The sequence below is a fragment of the Amycolatopsis sp. NPDC031561 genome, from assembly GCF_055580625.1.
This window is the reverse complement of the sequence record NZ_JBVILA010000003.1, coordinates 43,177-63,886: the sequence shown is the minus strand read 5'-3', so window position 1 is coordinate 63,886 and position 20,710 is coordinate 43,177. Positions and strand designations below refer to the sequence as shown.

Genomic DNA, 20,710 nt, shown 5'->3' with positions numbered 1-20,710 from the left:
AAAAAAGCGCTCTGTGGAAGGGGAGGAAAAAGGATACGGGGGGGAAGGGGGGGGGAAAAAAAACAGGGGAAAAAAGGGGGGGGGCCCCCCCCCCCCCCCCCCCAACACCCCGTCCCGCAACCGACGCCGAAGGACGGAACGAGCACGCCACGTTTGACTTACCCCTCGTAAAATCGCCGACGTCGTCGCGAAACTGGAAACCCTGGTCTAGGACTCCAGGTACCGGAGCACGGCGAGCACCCGCCGGTTGTCCCCTTCGGACTGGGGCAGCGCCAATTTCCCGAAGATGCTCGACACGTACTTCTCCACCGAGCCCGCCGAAAGGAACAGTGCCGTCGCGATGGCCGAGTTCGACCGGCCCTCGGCCATCAGACCCAGCACCTCCCGCTCCCGTGGGGTCAGCCCGGCGAGCGCGTCCGTTTTCCGTGTGGCGCTGAAGAGTTGGCTGACCACCTCGGGGTCGAGCACGGTCTCGCCCTCGGCGACCCGCCGAAGCGCGTCGAGGAAGTCCGACACCTCCGCGACGCGGTCCTTCAGCAGGTAGCCGACACCGCCCGCGCGGTCGGCCAGCAGTTCCGTCGCGTACTGCGTCTCGACGTACTGCGAGAAGAGCAGGATCGCGCACCCCGGCATTTCCGCGCGCAGCGCGATGGACGCGCGGAGGCCTTCGTCGGTGTGCGTCGGCGGCATTCGGATGTCCACAATGGACACGTCCGGCCGGTGTTCGCGGACCGCCGCGCACAGGCTGTCGCCGTCGGCGACGGCCGCGACGACCTCGTGCCCCCGAAGGTTCAGCAGTTCGACCAGCCCCGCCCGCAGGATGGCCGAATCCTCCGCGATCACGACGCGCACGCCGCCCCCCAATGTTCCTATGTCCGTAGTGGTATCTCAGCGCTGATCACCGTAGGCCCTCCGGGAGGGCTGTCGATGTCGAGCCTGCCGTCCACCGTCGCGAGCCGCTCGGCGATCCCGGCGAGGCCGCCGCCCCGTTCCGGCCTCGCCCCGCCCTCGCCGTCGTCCCGCACGACGAGCCGCAGGCCGTCACCGAAGATACCCACATCGACCTCGATCGCGGCCGAAGTGTGTTTGGCGGCATTGGTCAGCAGTTCGGCGACGGTGAAGTAGGCGATGGTCTCGATCGACGGCGACGGCCTGCTCGGCAGGGTCACGGTGATCCGCGCGTCTATGCCCGAGCCCGCGGCCAAAGTGGACAGTGCGACGTCGAGGCCGGCGTCGAGCGCGGCGGGGTGGATGCCGCGGGCGAGATCGCGCAGTTCGACCAGCGCCTGTTTCGCGTTGACGTGCGCGGCGGTGACCAGGGCGGTGACCTGTGCGACATCGGCGCCGTCCGAGGCGAGTTCGTCCTTCGCGATGCCGAGCTTCATCGCCAGCGCGACCAGCTGGGCCTGCGCGCCGTCGTGCAGGTCGCGTTCGATCCGGCGCAGCCGCCGCGTCGCGTCGTCGACGGCGGCCGCCCGGCTGCGTTCGAGGTCGCGCACGCGTTTGGAGAGGTCTTCGGCGCCGAGGACGCCGCGCACCAGCAGGCGGTCGAGTTCGGTCAGGCCGTGGACCACCCACGGCGTCGCCAGCAGCACGGCCAGCCCGGTGAGGGCGAGCGGCAGGGTCAGGAGCCAGGTGTCGACGCGGAGGTCGAACGTCGGCATGGCTTCGCCGTTCAGGGTGAACCAGAACAGCGGGTACGTCAGCGCGCTGACGGCGTACGTGAGCAGGGTCGCGACCAGGAAGAACTCGATGAACGACAGCGGCAGCCGGATCACCAGGTAGGCGATCGACCGCCAGCCGATCGGATCCCCGATCTTGCTCTTGACGCCGTTCCACAGACCCGGCCGCAGTTCGGGCCGGGCGGGCGGGGTGACCGTGGTCCCGAGCAGGGCCCGCGCCAGGGCGATATGCGCGGCGCCGATCAGCCGCGCGCCCGCCAGGACACCGATGAGCACCGGCAGTCCGACGGTGAGCAGGCTCAGGCCGATCCCGAGGACCAGCCCGACGACGACGAGCGCGACGAACACCAGTGTCAGCGGCGCGCCGATGATCACCCACGCCAGTTCCGCCCAGTACGCGCGGCTCAGCTGTGCGCTGAGGACGCGTCGTGGCAGAGCGAAACGGGTGGTCACGGCTTCACCTTGCCGTGACCACCCGCCTCGTGCCCATCCAGGTTTCCCTAGTCTTCGCGGTGCTCTTCGTCCGCCTGCGCCCGCTGGGACGCCTCGCGCATCTCGATGACGTCCGTCAGCCAGTCGCCGGTTTCGCGGGCGATGTCCCGGATCGCGCCGGTGATGATCGTCGCGATGTTGCCGATGTGGGTGGCCGCCGACTCGGTGACCTCTTGGACCACGTCCTTGGTGCTTTCGAACTGACCGACCATGTCAGACACCTTAAGCCGCTCGGAGGGTCTTGTCGCTCTCCACGGTAGCGGGAGTGCGGGGTTCACCGTTCCAGGGCATGGCGAGTTTCACGATCTTCTTGGCCACCGAGAACAACTGCTTGTGCAGGGGGCCGGTGTTGTACGGCAGGCCGTACTTCTCGCAGATCGCCCGCACCTCGCCCGCGATCTCCGGGTAGCGGCGCGCCGGGATGTCCGGGAAGAGGTGGTGCTCGATCTGGTGCGAGAGGTTCCCGGTCATGATGTGGAAGAGCTTGCCGCCGGTGATGTTCGCCGACCCGAGGATCTGCCGCAGGTACCACTGGCCCCGCGACTCGTTCTCGGTCTCTTCCTCGGTGAAGCTCTCGACGTCGGCGGGGAAGTGCCCGCAGAAGATGATCGAGAACGACCACAGGTTGCGGGTCAGGTTCGCGGTCGCGTTGCCGAGGAAGGTCAGCGGCGCGAGCGGACCGGTCAGCAGCGGGAAGAGCACGTAGTCCTTGCCGACCTGGCGGCCCGCCTTCTTGATCATCTTCAGGCCGACCTCCTTGTTGTCCGACCACTTGCGCTCGCCCTTGACGATGCGGTCGAACTCGAGGTCGTGCAGCATGACGCCCCACTGGAACATGAACGCCAGCGCCAGGGCGTACACCGGGTTGCCGAGGTAGTACGGGTGCCATTTCTGCGCCGGGTCCATCCGCAGGACGCCGTAACCGATGTCGCGGTCCTTGTCGAGGATGTTGGTGTAGGTGTGGTGCATGTAGTTGTGCGAATGACGCCAGTTCTCGGCGGGCGCGACGTTGTCCCACTCGAACTTCTGCGAGCTCAGCGCCGGGTCACGCGTCCAGTCGTACTGGCCGTGCATGACGTTGTGGCCGATCTCCATGTTGTCGAGGATCTTCGCCACCGAAAGCGCGGTCACGCCGGCGATCCACGCGGGCGGGAAGAACCCGGCGAACAGCAGCCCGCGGCCCGCGACCTCGAGCGCGCGCTGGGTCTTGATGATGTTGTGGATGTAGTCGACGTCGACCTGGCCGAGATCGGCGACGATCCGCTGCCGGATCTCGTCCAGTTCGCGGCCGAACTCCTCGACCTGGGCGGGGGTCAGTTTGTCCTGCAAGCCTGTCATCGCGGCTCCCTTCTAAGCGTTGATCTCGACGTCCCCGACCGGGACGGAGATGCAGAGCTGGATCTCTTCGTTCTCTTCGCTGGAGGTCTCGCCGGTCTTGGCGTTCCGCACACAGCCCGACGTCTTGACCTGCGTGCAGGAGAAGCAGATGCCCATCCGGCAACCGTGTTCCGGGCTCAGCCCGCCGTCTTCGGCCTGCTCCAGCAACGGCTTCCCGGAGTTCTCGAACTCGCGGCCGCTGCGCGCGAACCGGACCTGCCCCTCGGCGTTCTCGGTGTCGAAGGTGAGCGCCGGCGGCGTGAACTCCTCGGTGTGCAGATGTGTGCCGAGGCCGTCGGCCTCGAACGCCTCGCGGACCGAATCCATCAGCGGCTTCGGACCGCAGAGGAAGGTCTCGGCGTCGGGGTACCAGGGCGCGGCCTCCGCGAGGTGGTCCTTCGAGAAGAACCCGTGCAGGTCGCCGCCGGTTTTCGCGTGAGTGAACGCGTGTATCAACCGCAGGCCGGGCAGGCGTCGGGCCAGGTCGGCGAGTTCGGCGCGGTAGAGCGCGTCTTCGGCGCCGTTGGAGTAGTGCAGGAAGGCGATGTCGCCCTCGTGGCGCTCGTCGGCCAGCGTGCGCAGCATCGACAGGACGGGCGTGATCCCGCTCCCGCCGCTCACCAGCAGGATCCGCCGCGGCCTCGGCGAGGGCAGGGTGAACTCACCGTCCGGAGTGGACAGACCGAGTACCGAACCGATCGTGACCGTGCGGTTCAGGTGCCGTGAGACGAGGCCCTGCGGATCGGCCTTGATGGTCAGTTCCAGTGTTCCGTCGTGCTCCGAACCGGCGGGCGAGTAGCAGCGGGTCCGGCGGACGCCGTCGATCTCGACGGTCACCCGCACGTACTGCCCCGCGACGAATCCCCGCCAGGCCCGGGTCGGCCGGATGGTCAGCGTGACCGTGTCGGGTGTTTGCCGCCGGACGCCGGTGACCAGGCCGCGGATTTCGCGGCGGACCAGCATCGGGTCGACGAGTTCGAGGTAGCGGTCCATTCCGTGGGGCGTGAGCAGGGCCTCGGCCAGCGAGGCCAGCCGCCTGGCCCTGCGCGGTACCAGTGCCGTCATCACATCTCCAGAATTCAGTGAACGCTTGTACACTGAACAGTGAAGTGGCGATGGTCGCGCTTGTCAACGCGAGAGGAGGGCGATGTGACGTGGGTGATAGTGCGGAGGCGATTACGCTGTCCGTCGTGACAACAGAGCCCGTTTCCCGGCAGGAGCGCAAACAGCGCACGCGGCAGGCGCTGCTGGACGCCGCCCTGGATCTGGTGGCGGAACGAGGGTTCTCCGGGCTGAGCCTGCGTGAGGTGGCGAAACAGGCCGGGATCGTGCCGACGGCGTTCTATCGCCATTTCGCATCGATGGACGAACTGGGCGTCGCGCTGGTGGAAGAGTCGATGCGCACTTTGCGCACGATGATCCGCTCCGCGCGCACCAGGCCCGCCGCGTACAACGACATGATCCGGATGTCCGTGCGCATCCTGCGCGAGCATGTGCGCGCGCACGAGGACCACTTCCACTTCCTGACGCGCGAGCGTTACGGCGGCACCGGACCGGTCCGGCAGGCGATCGGTTTCGAACTCAAGCTCTTCGTCAGCGAACTCGCCGTCGACCTGGCTCGGTTCGACAATCTCCGCGAATGGCTGACCGAGGATCTGCACCTGCTGGCCGACCTGATCGTGACGACCATGCTCACGACGGTGCTGGAACTGCTCGAAGCGCCTTCGCGTGACGACGAGATCGGCCACACCGCCGAACGGCGGCTGCGGTTGATCTTTCTGGGGGTGCCGAACTGGCGCAGCGTTCCGTGATGCGGAAAGTCGTTGCTCCGTAAGTGTCACAAGGGGTCCCCATAGGACGGCAACCGTCCTATGGGGACCCCTTATGACGTCGCACACCTGGATCGATGGCTGGATCGATCGTGATGAGCGATGTCACGGAAAGATGCCGTCCGGATACGTTCAGCCAGGAAAGTTGTCGGTCGGACGTGGTAAACAGTGCGGGTTCGTGTGGTCCTCTCCAGCGAGGAGGTCGCCTGTGGCGGCAGAAAACGAGCAGCTCACGGTCGGTGTTGTCCGGGAGACCGGACAAGGTGAACGCCGCGTCGCGCTGGTACCGAAGCTCATCGAGCGCGTCTCAGGACGCGGACTGCGGGTGGTGGTCGAGCCCGGTGCGGGCGCCGGCGCGCTGCTCGCCGACGAGGTCTTCGAGCAGGCGGGCGCGGTGATCGGCGATCCGTGGGATGCCGACATCGTGGTGAAGGTGGCGCCTCCGAGCGCGGCCGAAGTCGCGAAGCTCAAGCAGGGCACCATCCTCATCGGCTTCCTGAATCCCCGGGGCGATCCGGACGGGATAGCGGCGCTGGAGTCGGCGGGCGTCCGCGCCTTCGCCGTCGAGGCGATCCCCCGGATCTCGCGCGCGCAGGCCATGGACGCGTTGTCGTCACAGAGCAGCGTCGCGGGTTATCGCGCGGTTCTGCTGGCAGCGGAGAAGCTCACCCGCTTCTTCCCGATGCTCACCACCGCGGCCGGAACGGTGCCGCCGGCGAAGGTGCTCGTGCTCGGCGCGGGTGTCGCCGGGCTGCAGGCCTTGGCGACGGCGAAACGGCTCGGCGCGCAGACCACCGGCTACGACGTCCGGCCCGAGGTCGGCGAGCAGGTGAAGTCGATCGGCGCGAAATTCCTCGCCCTCGGCATCGAGGCGGCCGGCGAAGGCGGGTACGCCCGCGAGCTGACCGAGGAGGAAAAGGCCGAGCAGCAACGCAGGCTCACCGAGGCGATCACGAGGTTCGACGTGGTGATCACCACCGCGCTCGTCCCCGGCCGCAAGGCGCCGATCCTCGTCACCGCCGACGCGGTGAAGGGGATGCCCGCCGGTGGTGTCGTGGTCGACCTCGCCGGCGAGTCCGGCGGCAACTGTGAACTGACGAAACCGGGCGAGGAGATCGTCGAGCACGACGTCACCATCTGCTCGCCGCTGAACCTGGCGGCGGAAATGCCGGCGCACTCCAGCGAGCTCTACGCGCGCAACGTCACCGAGTTGCTGGAACTGCTCGTCGACAAGGAGGGCAAGCTCGCGCTCGACTTCTCCGACGAGATCGTCGCCGGGGCCTGCGTGGCCGGAGCTCGCGATTCCGAAAAGCAAGGGGGCGAGTGATGCTCGTAGGCAGCCTGGCGATCCTCGTACTCGCCGGATTCGTGGGATTCACCGTCATCTCGAAGGTGCCCAACACCCTGCACACCCCGCTCATGTCGGGGACCAACGCCATCCACGGCATCGTCCTGCTCGGCGGGCTGATCGTGCTCGGCCTCGGGGTGGACGGCGTACTCAACAAGATCCTGCTGGTGATCGCGATCGCCTTCGGCACGATCAACGTGGTCGGCGGCTTCCTCGTCACCGACCGGATGCTTTCGATGTTCAAGGCGAAGAAGCCGGAAGACGGTGGTGACAAGTGACGACCTTCATCGCCGTCCTCTACATCATTTCCTTCGCACTGTTCATCTACGGCCTGATGGGCCTGACCGGTCCGCGCACCGCGGTGCGCGGCAACTGGATCGCCGCGGTCGGCATGGGCATCGCGGTGATCGCGACGCTTTTGACGCCCGGTATGAGCAACTGGCTCTTGATCGCCCTCGGCGTCGCGATCGGTGTCGTCGTCGGCGTGCCGTCCGCGCGCAAGGTCAAGATGACCGCGATGCCGCAGATGGTGGCGCTGTTCAACGGCGTCGGCGGCGGGGCGGTGGCCCTGATCGCCTGGGTCGAGTTCCGCACCACGGAGGGCTACGCGCACGAGCCCGCGTACGTCGCGATCGCGTCGCTCTTCGCCGCGATCGTCGGTTCGGTGTCCTTCTGGGGCTCCAACATCGCGTTCGGGAAACTGCAGGAACTCATCTCCGGCCGCCCGATCACCCTCGGCAAGCTGCAGCAGCCGGTCAACGCGCTGGTGCTGATCGCCGCGATCGTCTTCGCGGTCGTCATCGCCACCGGCGGTGACGCCGAACTGCTGATGATCGGCCTGCTGGTCGCGGCGGGCGTGCTCGGCGTGGTGGTCGTGCTGCCGATCGGCGGCGCGGACATGCCGGTCGTCATCTCCCTGCTGAACGCGCTCACCGGGTTGTCGGCGGCGGCCATGGGGCTCGCGCTCGACAACACCGCGCTGATCGTGGCGGGCATGATCGTCGGCGCGTCGGGTTCGATCCTGACGAACCTGATGGCGAAGGCGATGAACCGGTCGATCCCGGCCATCGTCGCCGGTGGGTTCGGCGGCGGCACGGCGGTCGCGAGCAGCGGGTCCGGCGAGGTCCGGCCGGTACGCAGCACCAGCGCGTCCGACACCGCTATCCAGATGGCGTACGCGAACAAGGTCGTGGTCGTCCCCGGTTACGGCATGGCCGTCGCGCAGGCGCAGCACGTGGTCCGCGAGATGGCGAAGCTCCTGGAGGCCAAGGGGATCACCGTCGAATACGCCATCCACCCGGTGGCGGGCCGGATGCCGGGGCACATGAACGTGCTCCTCGCCGAGGCCGACGTCCCGTACGAACAGCTCAAGGAAATGGACGAGATCAACTCCGAGTTCGCCCAGACCGACGTCGCGCTGGTGATCGGCGCGAACGACGTCACGAACCCGGCCGCGGAGACCGATCCGGGCTCGCCCATCTACGGGATGCCGATCCTCAAGGTGAACCACAGCCGGTCGGTGATCGTGCTCAAGCGCTCGATGAGCTCGGGCTTCGCGGGCATCGACAACGAGCTCTTCTACGATGCGAAGACAAGCATGCTCTTCGGCGACGCCAAATCGTCGGTGGGCGAGATCGTGGAGGAACTCAAAGCACTGTGACCGGTCCTTCGGAAGTCGTCGCTTCGTTCGACGACCCGGCCGACAACCTCGCGTTCGACGAAGCCCTCCTGCGTGCCGCACCGGAGGCGCCGGTCCTGTGGATCTGGCGCAACACCGACAGTGTGGTCGTGGGGCGGGGGCAGAAGATCGAACGCGAGGTCAAGGCCGAAGTCTGTGCGAGCGACGGCGTCCCGGTGCTGCGCCGGGCCAGCGGCGGCGGCACGGTGTTCCACGATCCCGGCAATCTCAACATCACCCTCGTCCTGCCGGGGCTCGGTCTCTCGGGGAACAACGTCAAACCGCTCGAAGCGCTCGGGGAACTGATGACCGCGACGGTGGCCGGACTCGGGCTGCCGTCGCGGCTCGGTGATCGGGGCCTGTTCGTCGGTGACTCGAAGTTGTGCGGTTTCGCCGTGTTCCGGACGAGAACGGGCTTGCTCGCGCATTCCACCCTGCTCGTTTCGACCGCGGCCGAACGGGTCGGCCGGTACCTCACTTCGGCACCCGCGGATCCCCGTCCGCTCGACTCCCACCGGAGCCCGGTGGCGTCGCTCGCCGACCATGGCCTGCGCAAAGGTGTTGCCGACGTCACGGCCGCGGTCCGCGCGGCGGCGGCCGCGCAACTGGGTGAACTCACCACCCGGAAGCCCTCGGCGGCGGAGCGGGAGTGGCACCGCTCGCTCCGGCACACGCGGTACCACTACCCGGAATGGCATTCCGAGGGTTCTCAACGAGCTTCTTGATCGGCGACGACGATATCGCCGATCGCGAAACAAAAGGGCCCATTCGCTACTCGAGCGAATGGGGCCCCTTTTGTTTCGGAGAACTACTTTTCCGTGGCCGAGAAAGTGACGGCGGGCACCTTGCGGGTGGCCCGGCTGGTCTTCTTCGGCTCGGCAGCCTTCTTCACCGGCGCCTTGGCGGCGGCCTTCGGCGCGGCCTTGGCGGCGGTCGGCTTCGCGGCCGCGGCCTTCGGAGCGGCTTTCGCGGTCACCGTCTTGGCGGCGGTCTTCGGGGCGGCCTTGGCCGGGGTCTTCGCCGCGGCGGCGGCCTTCGCGCGGCCGGCCGGAGCCTTGGCCGCGGTGGTTTTCGCCGCGGTGCCGCGGGCCGACTTCGCCTTGGCCGCGGTGGCTTTCGCCGTGGTCTTGGCGGGTGTCTTGGCTTCCGCCTTGGGGGCGGCGGCCTTCGCGGCAGTGGTCTTGGGAGCGGCCTTGGCGGCGGCGGGCTTGCGGCCGGCGACGCCCTTCGCGGCGGGTTTGCGACCCGGCTTCGCGGCGGTCTTCGCTTCGGCCTTCGCGGCGGTCGCCGCGGTCTTCGGCGTCGACTTCGCCACCCGCGCGCCCTTGGGCCGCTGCACGATCCGCGGCCGCAGTTTCCGTCCACCGATCCGGCGGCCGCTCTCCACATAAGCACTTAGGATTTCCCGGAGTGCCGTGGCGTTGTCGGCCGAAAGGTCGATGTCGTAAGCGATTCCGTCCAGACCGAAAGCGACCGTTTCTTCGGCCGCCTCGCCGGTCAGATCATCCAGCAAATGCACAGCAGTGTTCCTGGCCATGAAAAAACCTCCCGCGCTCGATCGTTCTACTGCGCAACCGGCACGGTGCAACCTGAACCCGCGGCTGATGACTCACGCAGCGACACGAGGATAGCGGCAGGTTGCGCGAAGCTGCGCGGTGGTGTGCGCTGAATGCATGTCAGCACAGACTTTTGACGTGATCGTGATCGGAGGCGGCCCGGTCGGCGAGGTCGCCGCCGAACGAGCCGCGCGTGGTGGTCTTCAGGTCGCCCTCGTCGAACACGAGCGCTTCGGCGGCGAATGTTCTTACTGGGCCTGCATTCCGAGCAAGGCGTTGCTGCGGCCGGGGAACCTCCTCGCCGCCGCCAAACGCGTCCCCGGCGTCCCGGTGGGCGACGCGGTCGACCCGGCCAAGGTGTTCGCGCGCCGGGACTGGTTCACCGGCAAGGGAGACGACACCGGACAGGTCGAGTGGGCCGAAGGCGCCGGGATCGCCCCGATCCGCGGGCACGGCCGGATCACCGGTGAGCGGGAGGTCACGATCGACGGCGGTGACGTGCTGACCGCACGGCACGCCGTGATCGTCGCCACCGGCAGCGTCCCGCGCACGCCGTCGATCCCCGGGCTGGACACCGTTTCCCCGTGGGGCTCGCGAGAGGCGACCTCGGCGGAAGAGGTCCCGCGCCGTCTCGGCGTCCTCGGCGGCGGAGTCGTCGGCGTCGAAATGGCGCAGGCCTTCGCCACCCTCGGCGCCGAAGTCCACCTGATCATTTCGGGGGCGCGCCCCCTGCCGCGGCTGCCGGACTTCGCGGGTGACGCCGTCATCGCGGGACTCCGCGAAGCCGGTGTCGTCGTGCACACCGGCTCGGGTCTCGACTCCGTGTCCGCTGTGGACGGTGGTAAGGAATTGGCGCTGAAAGGCGGTGAGCGGTTGCTCGTCGACGAACTGCTCGTCGCCACCGGCCGCGGCCCGGCGACCGGCGGGCTCGGCGTCGAGGCGCTCGGGCTCGAAGCGGGCGCGCCGCTCACGACGGACGACAACGGCCGAGTGTCCGCTGTGGACGGTGACTGGCTGTTCGCCGTCGGGGACGTCACCGGCCGGGCGCCGCTGACCCACCAGGGCAAGTACGCCGCCCGGGCCACCGGGGACGCGGTGGCCGCGCAGGCCGCGGGCAAGCCCGTCGATTCGGCCGCGTGGAGCGCGCACAGCGCCACGGCCGATCACCACGCCATCCCGCAGGTCGTCTTCACCGACCCCGAGGTCGCTTCGGTCGGGCTCGCCGGGCCCGAGGAGGGCAAGCCGCACCGCGTCGTCGACATCGACATCGCGGTCGCCGGTTCGTCGCTGCACGCGGACGGTTACGCGGGGAAGGCGCGGATCGTCGTCGACACCGAACGCGGGGTCCTGGTCGGCGCGACCTTCGTCGGGCAGGACGTGTCCGAGCTACTGCATTCGGCGACGATCGCGATCGTGGGCGAGGTCCCGCTGTCGCGGTTGTGGCACGCGGTCCCGTCGTTCCCCACGATCAGCGAGGTGTGGCTGCGCCTTCTGGAGGCGTACGGCCTTTAGCCGTTGACGGGGAGTTCGAGGGCGGCCTTCGCGCCTCGGACCAGGCCGGGATCGTCCGGAGTGGACGGTCCCGGCACCCAGACCACCTGGACCAGCCGGACGGATTTGCCGTCCAGGCCGCTCTGGTAGGCCGCGCCCTCGAACACCGGGACGTCGCCCTGCCACTGGTTGGTCTCGGTGGCGATGTCGAGGATTCCGCCGCCGCCGGGAGTGTCCGCGGTCGCCTTGAAGGCGCTCGCCTGCGTGGCGTCCGGGAAGTCCACGACGGCGATCGTCACCGCGGCGGCCCGGCCGTCGATGGAACTGGCGAAGCTGGCCCGTTTGACCGCGGAGCAACTCGTCCGCTGAAGGCTCGACTGGACGTCGCCGTACGCGTGCGACGCGCATTTCTGATCCGCGGCCGACGCCCGCGAGGTGAATTGGATGTTCTCCACCGCGCTGCTGCTCGGCGGCGGTGAACTGGTCGCCGGGGTCGGCGGCGGGGGAGTCTGCGTGGACGCGGTGTCGTCACCGCCGGAAGCGACGCTGATGGCCGCGACCAGCAACACGATGAGCAGGCCGATCGCGGCGACCGGAAGCCACTTCACCGTCTTGGACTGGTGCGGCGCCTTCGGCGGGGACTCGGCGGGAGCGGCGGGGGGCGGCGCCTGCCGGACCGGGGGAACGGGTTTCGCGGCGACGGCCTGGGGAGGGGGCTGAGGAAGCGGGGCGGGCTTGGCGGCCTGGACGGGCTTGGCGGGCGGAACGGCCGGTTTCGCCGGTCTTTTCACCTTGCCCGGATGCTGCACCGGAACCGTCGGGGCGATCGCGACGAGCGGGTTCTCACGGATCACCGTCGGCTCGTCGTCGGAGAAGGCGCTGAACCCCTCCCCGAGCAACATCTCCTCGGGCATCGGCGGTGCGTCCGGGGCGAGCGCGGCGATCAGGTCCCGCGCCTGCTGGACCGAGCGGGGCCGGGACGCGGTGGCCAGTGAGACCGTCGCGGCGAGCATCGTCTTCGCCGTCGGGTACAGGACCCGGACCGAGCCCGCGAGATCAGCGGCGGGCTGGTCGACCGTCTCCACATAGGGGCCGACGGCGATGATCGTGCCGATCGGCCCGGCGCCGGGGGCGACGTCCGCGATCTTGTGCGTGCACGCGGCGGACAGCGAGAGCGCGTCGGTGGCCGGGTTGATCGAGGTGTCGCCGTGGACCAGCGGCCAGCCGTCGGCCTTCCACGGGCCGCCGAGCGGGGCTTCGAGTTTCAGCGCCGGGTCCGGCAGGTCGACGCCGATGACGATGAGGACACCCTTGGGCATGACGACGACCGCTTCGACCGGCCGCCCTTCGACCGGGCTGGCGCCGACCAGGGCGACCCCGCCGACGACGTTGCTGCCGCGGCCGAGTGAAGCCAGCGCGGCGCGGACGTCCTCGGCCACCCGGGACGGCTGTTGAGCGAGGCGAACGAGTCGCACCGAACCCCTCCCCATCTCGTCGGTCTCGGTGCACAAAGTAGCGCCTCCATCCGGACTAACGGGCAGACACGTCGCAGGTCGGCGCGGTGATGTTGTTCCGAGAAGTTGTCATGGACGTGAGCGCCGTCACTCGTCCGGGTGTTACTCGTCGGTAGGTCACTGCTCCTTTGTCCCCTGTCACCAGGAGAAACGTCATGGCCGTATCTCGCCCTTGGATCTCGCCACCTACGTCGAGCTTCGACAAGGCCACCGGCCTGGTCGACACCTTCGCCGCCGCCCAGTCCCTCGGCGCCCAGGGTTAACCCAGGCGACGGCCTCGTGAGTGGCAAGGACGGTTAGAACCGCCTTTACCACTCACGAGACCGTGAGTCCCACGTCCCAATCAGGTGCGACTTGTGGTGTTCATGTGGCCAAACAGCACAGTTGGGGTGCACAATGTGCTCACGCGTACCGGGAGGCGGCACGAGCCACCTGACCAGCGCAGCTCGCGAGGTCGTAGGGGAAGACGCCCCTCGTCGAGTAGCGGAGGTCAGCAGTGAGCACCCGTGGCAACACCCGTGGCGTGGTGTACGTCCACTCGTCGCCGTCTGCGGTCTGTCCGCACGTCGAGTGGGCTATTTCGGGCACCCTGGGTGCCCGAGTCGAGTTGAAGTGGACGGCGCAGCCCGCCAGTCCAGGACAGCTCCGCGCCGAATGTGGTTGGCGTGCGCCTTCGGGCACCGGCGGAAAGCTGGCGTCCGCGCTCAAGGCGTGGCCGATGATCCGGTTCGAAGTCACCGAAGAGCCCAGTGCGGGGGTCGACGGCGAGAGGTTCTGTTTCGCTCCAGGCCTCGGCCTGTGGCACGGCAGGACCAGTGCCAACGGCGACATCGTCGTGGGCGAAGACCAGCTGCGCGCGCTCGTGAGCAAGGTGCGTGCCGGCGAATCCTTGGCACACAAGCTCGACGAGCTCCTCGCCGCCAATTGGGACGAAGCGCTCGAACCGTACCGGCACGCCGGTGACGGTGCTCCGGTCACCTGGCTGCACCAGGTCGGGTAGACGGAGTGAAGCCGGAAGAGGCGGGCGGCTAACCTTTCAGGGTGACCGCCCAGCCTCGCCCTCTCTCTCGCCAGCGGTGGCTGATCCCCGTCCTCGTGGTGGTGATCTCCCTGACCGTCGGCGTCGGGCTGCTGGCACGCGATCTCTACCTCCGCCCGGAGGCCGAACCCACCGCGCCGGTCGTCAGCGAATCGCCGACGTCGGTCGCCCCCGGCGAGCAGCCCGGCTCGGGCGCCGTCGAGGTGACTCCCGACGTCTTCGCGCATCCGCATTACCAGAGCGTGCGGCAGGTACTGCAGGGGTATTTCGACTCCATCAACCATCGCGACTATCTGAAGTGGACTTCGGTGGTCAGCCGGGACCGGGCCAAGACCAAGACCGCGGCGGAGTGGAAGAAGGACTATCAGTCCACTCGGGACGGCAGCATCCTCGTCTACCGCATCGAGCCGGGCGCGCCGACCACGCTCCGGGTACTCGTCGCCTTCACCAGCACGCAGGACGTCGAGGACGCGCCGGTGTACCTGGCGGAGGGGTGCATCCGCTGGCGGCTGGTGCTGCCGCTGCGGCTGGAGAGCGGATCCTGGCGGGTCGACACCACCGACGGCGGCACCAACCCCGAACACGAAAGATGCTGAAGTAGGGGACGACATGGTCCCCCAGGCTGACGCGTGCGCGAGCGGGGGCGGAATAGAGTCGCGGGCATGGCAATTGATCAGCCGGCCCTGCTGACCGACGCCTCGAGGGGGCTCTCCAGCGAAGAGGTCGCCCAGCGGGTGGCCGCGGGCCAGACCAACGCGGTCTCGACGAAGACCAGCCGGACCACCGGCGAGATCATCCGCGCGAACGTCTTCACCCGGATCAACGCGATCTACGGTGTGCTGTTCGTGCTCATCCTGTCGACCGGGTACTTCATCGACGGGCTGTTCGGCGGACTGATCATCGTCAACAGCGCGGTCGGCATCATCCAGGAACTCCGGGCGAAACGGACCCTGGAACGGCTCGCCATCGTGGGGCAGGCGAAGCCGACCGTCCGCCGTGACGGAAAGAGCGCCGAGATCGCCCCGGAGGACGTCGTCCTCGGTGACCTCGTCGAACTGGGGCCGGGCGACAAGATCGTCGTCGACGGCCCGGCACTGACGGCCGAAGCGCTGGAAGTCGACGAGTCGCTGCTGACCGGGGAATCCGATCCGGTGGTCAAGCAGCCCGGCGACAAGGTCCTTTCGGGCAGCTTCGTCGTCGCGGGCAGCGGCACCTACCGCGCGGACATCATCGGCAACGAGTCCTACGCCGCGAAACTGGCCGCGGAGGCCAGCAAGTTCACCCTGGTGAAGTCGGAACTGCGGCAGGGCATCGACAAGATCCTCAAGTTCATCACCTACCTGCTCGTCCCGGCGGGCGCGCTCACCATCTACAACCAGCTCGCGGGCGACCAGGCGTGGCCGGACGCGCTGCGCGGCATGGTCGCGGCGCTCGTGCCGATGGTGCCCGAAGGCCTGGTGCTGATGACCAGTGTCGCGCTGGCGGTCGGCGTCATCCGGCTCGGCAAGCGCCAATGCCTGGTGCAGGAACTCCCGGCGATCGAGGGACTCGCCCGCGTCGACGTGGTGTGCGCGGACAAGACCGGCACGCTCACCGAGAACGCGATGCGGCTCTCCGAGGTCCGCGAGATCACGCCGGGCCACCCGGTGGACGACGCGCTGGCCGCGCTCGCCGCCGCCGACCCCCGCCCGAACGCGAGCCTGCAGGCGATCGCGGAGGCGCACCGGACCGATCCGGGCTGGCGGATCTCCACGACCATGCCGTTCTCCTCGGCGCGCAAGTGGAGCGGTGCGTCGTTCAGCGGCAACGGCGACTGGGTGCTCGGCGCCGCCGACGTCCTGCTGCCCGAGGGCGAGCACCGTGCGGAGGCCGAGAAGATCGGCTCGCGCGGTCTTCGCGTCCTGCTGCTGGGCCGTGCCGAGCGGGCCGTCGATGCCGCCGAAGGCCCCGGTGACATCGAACCGGTGGCTCTCGTGGTGCTGGAGCAGAAGGTCCGCCCGGACGCCAAGGACACCCTGGACTTCTTCGCGCACCAGGACGTCGCGGTCAAGGTCATCTCCGGCGACAACGCCATCTCGGTGGGCGCGGTCGCGGGCACCCTCGACCTGCCCGGCGCGGACAAGCCCGTCGACGCGCGGAAACTGCCGGACGACGCCGAGAAGCTGGCCGACACCGTGGAGGATCGCGCCGTCTTCGGCCGCGTGACGCCGCTGCAGAAACGCGCGATGGTCGGCGCGCTGCAGTCGAAGGGGCACACCGTCGCGATGACCGGCGACGGCGTGAACGACGTCCTCGCGCTGAAGGACGCGGACATCGGCGTCGCCATGGGCGCGGGCAGCCCGGCCACCCGCGCGGTCGCGCAGATCGTGCTGCTGGACGACAAGTTCGCCACCCTGCCGTACGTCGTCGCCGAGGGGCGGCGGGTGATCGGCAACATCGAGCGCGTCTCGAACCTGTTCCTCACCAAGACGGTCTACTCGGTGCTGCTGGCGCTGATGGTCGGCATCGCGCAGGTGCCGTTCCCGTTCCTGCCGCGGCACATCACGATCACCGCGTGGTTCACGATCGGCCTTCCCGCCTTCGTGCTCTCGCTGGCGCCGAACAACGAACGCGCCCGCAGCGGCTTCGTCGGCAGGGTGATGCGGATGGCCGTCCCGGCCGGGCTGGTCATCGCCACCGCGACGTTCGTCAGTTACCTGCTGGTGTACAAGGGATCCGGCCAGTCCGAAGTGGACAAGATCCAGGCGGGGACGACCGCGCTGATCACGCTCATCGCGATCGCGCTGTGGGTGCTCGGGATCGTAGCGCGGCCCTACAAGTGGTGGAAGATCCTGCTGATCGGCGGGATGGTCGTGCTGACGCTCGCGCTGTTCCTGATCCCGTTCACGCAGAAGTTCTTCGCGCTGGACCCGAGTGTGAGCGCGTACACGCTCTCGGCGTTCGCCTGCGCCGGGGTGGGGATCGTGCTGGTGGAGGCCGCCTGGTGGATCGGCCGTCACTTGGTGAAGCGTTCGGAAGCCTGATCGCCTGCGGGTTCCGTTCCCGCGCGTGCGATGAAAGGCCCGTTACTTGCAAATTTTGCAAGTAACGGGCCTTTCATGGCACTTGACCAGCGTCAGGCGGCCGGGGTGAACAGCAGCGCCGTGTTGTGCCCGCCGAAACCGAACGAGTTGCTGATCGCCGCGCCCAGCTCGATCTTGCGCGCCTCACCGGAGACGACGTCGAGCTGCACCTTCGGGTCCAGGTTCTCGAGGTTCAGCGTCGCCGGGACGAGACCGTGGTAGATCGCCAGGATCGTGGCGATGCCCTCGACCGCGCCCGCACCGCCGACCAGGTGGCCGAGCGCGCCCTTGGGCGCGGTCACCACGACGTGCTCGCCGACGGCGTTGCGGATCGCCGCGGCCTCGCCGACGTCGCCGACGACCGTGGAGGTCGCGTGCGCGTTGACGTGGCCGACGTCGGCAGGGGAGACCCCGGCCATCGTCATCGCCTGCCGCATGGCGGCGATCTGGCCGACGCCCTCCGGGTGGTTGCCCGTGATGTGATAGGCGTCCGAAGTGATCCCGTACCCGCTCAGCTGCGCGTAGATCCGCGCGTTGCGGGCCTTGGCGCGGTCCGCCCGCTCCAGGATCACGACGCCGGAGCCCTCGCCGAGGACGAAACCGTCACGGTTCACGTCGAACGGCCGGGACGCCTTCGTCGGGTCGTCGTTGCGGGTGGACACCGTCCGCGCCTGGGCGAAACCGGCGAGGGTGATCGGGTGGATGCACGATTCGGCACCACCGGCGACCACGACATCGGCGCGGCCCGAGCGGATCATCTCGTAGCCTGCGGCGATGCCTTCCGCGCCCGACGCGCAGGCCGACGCGGGCGAGTGCACGCCGGCGCGGGCCTTCAGGTCGATCCCGACGTGTGCGGCGGGGCCGTTCGGCATCAGCATCGGCACGGTCAGCGGGGAGACCTTGCGGAGTCCCTGCTTGTGCAGAAGGTCGTTCTGGGAGATCAGGGTGACCGGACCGCCGACACCGGTACCGATGGTCACCCCGAGGCGCTCGGGTTCCACATCCTGATGCTCATCGGTCGGCTGTTCGAAGCCCGCGTCGGCCCATGCCTGACGGGCGGCGATGATCGCCACCTGTTCGCAGCGGTCCAGCCGCCGGGCCTGGACCCGCGGCAGGACTTCGGACGGGTCGACGGCGAGCATGGCGCCGATCTTCACCGGCAGCTCGAGTTCGTCGACCCAGTCGGCTTCGATGCGGCGGATCCCGCTCGCCCCGGCGAGCAGGCCGTCCCACGTGGACGCGACGTCCCCGCCGAGCGGCGTGGTCGCGCCCATCCCGGTGATCACGACGTCGATGTTGCTCATTGGAGTCTCCCCAAGGTCGGCGCCAATCAAGAACTCGGACTTACTTGGAGTTGGCCGACACGTAGTTCACCGCGTCGCCAACGGTCTTCAGGTTCGCGAGCTCGTCGTCCGGGATCTTGACGCCGAACTTGTCCTCGGCCTGAACAGCGATCTCCACCATGGACAGCGAGTCGATGTCGAGGTCGTCCACGAAGGACTTCTCGGCGGTCACGTCGTCCTGCGCCACACCGGCGACCTCTTCGACGATCTCGGCGAGGCCGGCGAGGATCTCTGCGTTGTCTGCCACTGGTTGTTCCCTTCTCGGTGATGCTTTCGGCTGCCCCGCGGACACGGTGTCCGCAGGGGAAGTATTCATCACGGGCAGATGAAGGCCTGGCCCGCGTAGGAGAGTCCGGCCCCGAAGCCGACGGCGAGTACGACGTCGCCCTGCTTCGCGGTGCCCGCCTTGCGCATGTGGTCCAGCGCGAGGGGGATGGACGCGGACGAGGTGTTGCCCGAGTACTTGATGTCGTCGGCCACGACCATGTCCTCGCGGGCGCCCTTGGCCCGCAGCTTCTTGGCGATGGCTTCGACGATGCGCAGGTTGGCCTGGTGCGGGATCAGGACGTCCACATCGGACGGTTCGAGCCCGGACAGTTCCAGCGCGTGCAAGGCGATCGGCGCGATCTGCGTGGTCGCCCACCGGAAGACCGACTGGCCTTCCTGGTAGATCCACTTGTCGTCGCGCATGTAGATGAGGTCGACGTGCTCACCGGCACTGCCCCAGGCGACCGGGCCGATCTGCGCCGTGTCGGCCGCGCCGACCACCGCCGCGCCCGCGCCGTCGGCGAAGATGATCGCGTTCGCGCGGTCGACCGGGTCGACGTGGTCGGTGAGCTTCTCGGCGCCGATGACGAGCGCCTTCTTCGCGCTGCCCGCCCGGATGAGGTCCGACGCGACACCGAGGCCGTAGCAGAAGCCGGCGCAAGCGGCGTTGAGGTCGAACGCGGCGGGGTGCGTGATGCCGATCCGGTCGGCCACCTGGGCGGCGGCGTTCGGGATCTGGGTGGGCATCGTGCAGTTCGGCAGGATGACCGTGTCCACTTCGGACGGATCCACCCCGGCGTCGGCGAGCGCGGCGGTGCCCGCCTTGACCGCCATGTCGACCAGCGACTCGTCCTTCTCGGCGAACCGGCGCTCGACGATGCCGACCCGCTCACGGATCCACTGGTCGTTGGTGTCCATGGTCTTCGAGAGATCGTCGTTGGTCACGATCTTCTCGGGCTGGAAACTCCCGACACCGAGGATGCGGGTCCCGGCGGCGCCCTGCGCCTGCCGCAAGGTGGATCGGTCGGTCACGAAGCGTCCTCCTGCCCCTGAAGCTTCGCCAGCTCGGCCGGCGTCTTCAGCGCGATGGTCGTGGTCACGGTTCCCTTGAGCTGCCGCTTGACCAGTCCGGTCAGCGTGCCCGCCGGCGGCAGTTCGAGCGTCGAGGTGACGCCCGCGGAGACCAGACCGTCCATGGTCAGGTCCCAGCGCACCGGGCTCGTGACCTGCTTGACCAGCCGGTCGAGGTATTCGGCCCCGCTGGTGACGACCTGGCCGTCGGCGTTCGACAGCAGCGGACGCGTCGGGTCCGCCGGGGTGATCTTCGCAGCGTGGGCGGCCAGCGCTTCACGCGCGGGTGCCATGTAGGACGTGTGGAACGCGCCCGCGACCTTGAGCGCGCGGACCTTGGTGCCCTCCAGCGGCTCGGCCACGATCTTCTCGATCGCGCCGACGGCGCCGGAAGCGACGATCTGGCCTGCACCGTTGCGGTTCGCCGCGGTGAGACCTTGGCCTTCGAGCCACGCGACGACCTGCTCCGGGTCGCCGAGCATGACCGCGGCCATGCTCGTGGGCTCCAGCGCGCACGCCTTCGCCATCTCCGCGCCGCGGACCGCGGCCAATGCGACCGCGTCCTCAGGGCTCAGCACCCCGGCGATGGCGGCCGCGGCCAGCTCGCCGACGGAGTGCCCGGCGACCGGCGCGTCCGCGGCGATCGGGGCCTCGCGCTGCACGTGTTCGAACGCCAGCAGTGACAGCGCCACGATCAGCGGCTGCGTGATCGCGGTGTCCTGGATCTCTTCGGCGTCCGCTTCGGTGCCGAGGCGGACGAGATCGAGACCGGCCCTCTCGGACCAGGCTTCGACGCGCGCGCGGGCGCCGTCGAGCTCGAGCCAAGGGGAGAGCATGCCTGGGGCTTGGGAACCCTGACCGGGGGCGAGCACTGCTGCTGTCACCCCATTAGAAAACACTCTCGGCCACCATGGTCGTGATGCCGACGCTCACCAAGTCCGGCCGACGTAATTGTCGGAAC

20 protein-coding genes are annotated in these 20,710 nt (G+C 68.7%); 9 read left to right on the top strand and 11 right to left on the bottom strand.

From position 1 onward, the window contains the following. Positions 1–207: 207 nt before the first annotated feature. The 5 genes from ACZ5IK_RS09415 to ACZ5IK_RS09395 are packed head-to-tail and all read right to left on the bottom strand — an operon-like array spanning position 208 to position 4,616. Positions 208–852 carry a response regulator transcription factor gene (locus ACZ5IK_RS09415; protein ID WP_410605567.1) on the bottom strand — a complete coding sequence of 215 codons (645 nt, stop codon included), beginning with the start codon at positions 850–852 and terminating at the stop codon, positions 208–210. Positions 853–869: 17 nt separating this feature from the next. After that, a complete protein-coding gene (locus ACZ5IK_RS09410) occupies positions 870–2,135 on the bottom strand; it encodes a sensor histidine kinase (protein ID WP_465487302.1) in 1,266 nt (421 codons plus the stop codon). Positions 2,136–2,182: 47 nt separating this feature from the next. Beyond that, complete coding sequence (locus ACZ5IK_RS09405; protein ID WP_101609572.1) at positions 2,183–2,386, bottom strand: hypothetical protein; 204 nt, start codon at positions 2,384–2,386, stop codon at positions 2,183–2,185. Positions 2,387–2,396: 10 nt separating this feature from the next. Then, positions 2,397–3,512, bottom strand: coding sequence for a fatty acid desaturase family protein (locus ACZ5IK_RS09400; RefSeq protein WP_465487301.1), 1,116 nt, complete (start codon positions 3,510–3,512; stop codon positions 2,397–2,399). A gap of 12 nt (positions 3,513–3,524) precedes the next feature. Next, the gene (locus ACZ5IK_RS09395; protein WP_465487300.1) at positions 3,525–4,616 is read right to left on the bottom strand and encodes a ferredoxin reductase; all 1,092 of its coding nucleotides are present in this window, start codon (positions 4,614–4,616) and stop codon (positions 3,525–3,527) included. Between the two features lie 89 nt (positions 4,617–4,705). Between ACZ5IK_RS09395 and ACZ5IK_RS09390 the strand changes: the two genes are divergently transcribed. The 5 genes from ACZ5IK_RS09390 (at position 4,706) to ACZ5IK_RS09370 (ending at position 9,131) form a co-directional block, all read left to right on the top strand. After that, positions 4,706–5,362, top strand: coding sequence for a TetR family transcriptional regulator (locus tag ACZ5IK_RS09390; protein WP_465487299.1), 657 nt, complete (start codon positions 4,706–4,708; stop codon positions 5,360–5,362). Positions 5,363–5,588: 226 nt separating this feature from the next. Further along, positions 5,589–6,707: a Re/Si-specific NAD(P)(+) transhydrogenase subunit alpha gene (locus ACZ5IK_RS09385; RefSeq protein ID WP_465487298.1), complete on the top strand. Its 1,119-nt coding sequence runs from the start codon at positions 5,589–5,591 to the stop codon at positions 6,705–6,707. Beyond that, positions 6,707–7,006 carry an NAD(P) transhydrogenase subunit alpha part 2 gene (locus ACZ5IK_RS09380; protein ID WP_007032801.1) on the top strand — a complete coding sequence of 100 codons (300 nt, stop codon included), beginning with the start codon at positions 6,707–6,709 and terminating at the stop codon, positions 7,004–7,006. The genes ACZ5IK_RS09385 and ACZ5IK_RS09380 overlap by 1 nt, the downstream gene beginning before the upstream one ends. Next, positions 7,003–8,388 carry an NAD(P)(+) transhydrogenase (Re/Si-specific) subunit beta gene (locus ACZ5IK_RS09375; protein WP_101609567.1) on the top strand — a complete coding sequence of 462 codons (1,386 nt, stop codon included), beginning with the start codon at positions 7,003–7,005 and terminating at the stop codon, positions 8,386–8,388. Before ACZ5IK_RS09380 ends, ACZ5IK_RS09375 begins: the two co-directional genes overlap by 4 nt. Continuing rightward, positions 8,385–9,131 carry a lipoate--protein ligase family protein gene (locus ACZ5IK_RS09370; protein ID WP_465487297.1) on the top strand — a complete coding sequence of 249 codons (747 nt, stop codon included), beginning with the start codon at positions 8,385–8,387 and terminating at the stop codon, positions 9,129–9,131. The genes ACZ5IK_RS09375 and ACZ5IK_RS09370 overlap by 4 nt, the downstream gene beginning before the upstream one ends. 83 nt (positions 9,132–9,214) lie before the next feature. On the opposite strand, the gene ACZ5IK_RS09365 is transcribed toward ACZ5IK_RS09370, so the two are convergent. Then, positions 9,215–9,943, bottom strand: a complete 729-nt coding sequence (locus ACZ5IK_RS09365) for an Lsr2 dimerization domain-containing protein (protein WP_465487296.1) — start codon at positions 9,941–9,943, stop codon at positions 9,215–9,217. Positions 9,944–10,100: 157 nt separating this feature from the next. Between ACZ5IK_RS09365 and ACZ5IK_RS09360 the strand changes: the two genes are divergently transcribed. Further along, on the top strand, positions 10,101–11,474 hold the full coding sequence (locus tag ACZ5IK_RS09360) for a dihydrolipoyl dehydrogenase family protein (RefSeq protein WP_465487295.1): 1,374 nt from the start codon (positions 10,101–10,103) through the stop codon (positions 11,472–11,474). Here the strand turns inward: ACZ5IK_RS09360 and ACZ5IK_RS09355 are convergent. Beyond that, positions 11,471–12,928: a hypothetical protein gene (locus tag ACZ5IK_RS09355; RefSeq protein WP_465487294.1), complete on the bottom strand. Its 1,458-nt coding sequence runs from the start codon at positions 12,926–12,928 to the stop codon at positions 11,471–11,473. The two genes, ACZ5IK_RS09360 and ACZ5IK_RS09355, sit on opposite strands and share 4 nt — an antisense overlap. A 535-nt stretch (positions 12,929–13,463) precedes the next feature. Here ACZ5IK_RS09355 and ACZ5IK_RS09350 point away from each other — a divergent pair. The 3 genes from ACZ5IK_RS09350 to ACZ5IK_RS09340 all read left to right on the top strand — a co-directional run bounded on the left by ACZ5IK_RS09350 (position 13,464) and on the right by ACZ5IK_RS09340 (position 17,029). Further along, positions 13,464–13,967, top strand: coding sequence for a DUF3145 domain-containing protein (locus ACZ5IK_RS09350; protein WP_005154552.1), 504 nt, complete (start codon positions 13,464–13,466; stop codon positions 13,965–13,967). 41 nt (positions 13,968–14,008) lie between these two features. Next, complete coding sequence (locus ACZ5IK_RS09345) at positions 14,009–14,602, top strand: hypothetical protein (protein WP_465487293.1); 594 nt, start codon at positions 14,009–14,011, stop codon at positions 14,600–14,602. Positions 14,603–14,668: 66 nt separating this feature from the next. Continuing rightward, complete coding sequence (locus ACZ5IK_RS09340; RefSeq protein WP_465487292.1) at positions 14,669–17,029, top strand: cation-translocating P-type ATPase; 2,361 nt, start codon at positions 14,669–14,671, stop codon at positions 17,027–17,029. Positions 17,030–17,121: 92 nt separating this feature from the next. Here the strand turns inward: ACZ5IK_RS09340 and ACZ5IK_RS09335 are convergent, their stop codons facing one another. The 4 genes from ACZ5IK_RS09335 to ACZ5IK_RS09320 all read right to left on the bottom strand — a co-directional run bounded on the left by ACZ5IK_RS09335 (position 17,122) and on the right by ACZ5IK_RS09320 (position 20,633). Then, the gene (locus tag ACZ5IK_RS09335; RefSeq protein WP_465487291.1) at positions 17,122–18,372 is read right to left on the bottom strand and encodes a beta-ketoacyl-[acyl-carrier-protein] synthase family protein; all 1,251 of its coding nucleotides are present in this window, start codon (positions 18,370–18,372) and stop codon (positions 17,122–17,124) included. A 40-nt stretch (positions 18,373–18,412) separates the two neighbouring features. Continuing rightward, positions 18,413–18,658 (bottom strand): acyl carrier protein, encoded by a 246-nt coding sequence (locus tag ACZ5IK_RS09330; protein WP_004559006.1) that lies wholly within the window; start codon positions 18,656–18,658, stop codon positions 18,413–18,415. Positions 18,659–18,726: 68 nt separating this feature from the next. Next, positions 18,727–19,710 carry a beta-ketoacyl-ACP synthase III gene (locus tag ACZ5IK_RS09325; protein WP_465487290.1) on the bottom strand — a complete coding sequence of 328 codons (984 nt, stop codon included), beginning with the start codon at positions 19,708–19,710 and terminating at the stop codon, positions 18,727–18,729. Beyond that, the gene (locus ACZ5IK_RS09320; protein ID WP_465487289.1) at positions 19,707–20,633 is read right to left on the bottom strand and encodes an ACP S-malonyltransferase; all 927 of its coding nucleotides are present in this window, start codon (positions 20,631–20,633) and stop codon (positions 19,707–19,709) included. Before ACZ5IK_RS09320 ends, ACZ5IK_RS09325 begins: the two co-directional genes overlap by 4 nt. Positions 20,634–20,710: the final 77 nt, after the last annotated feature.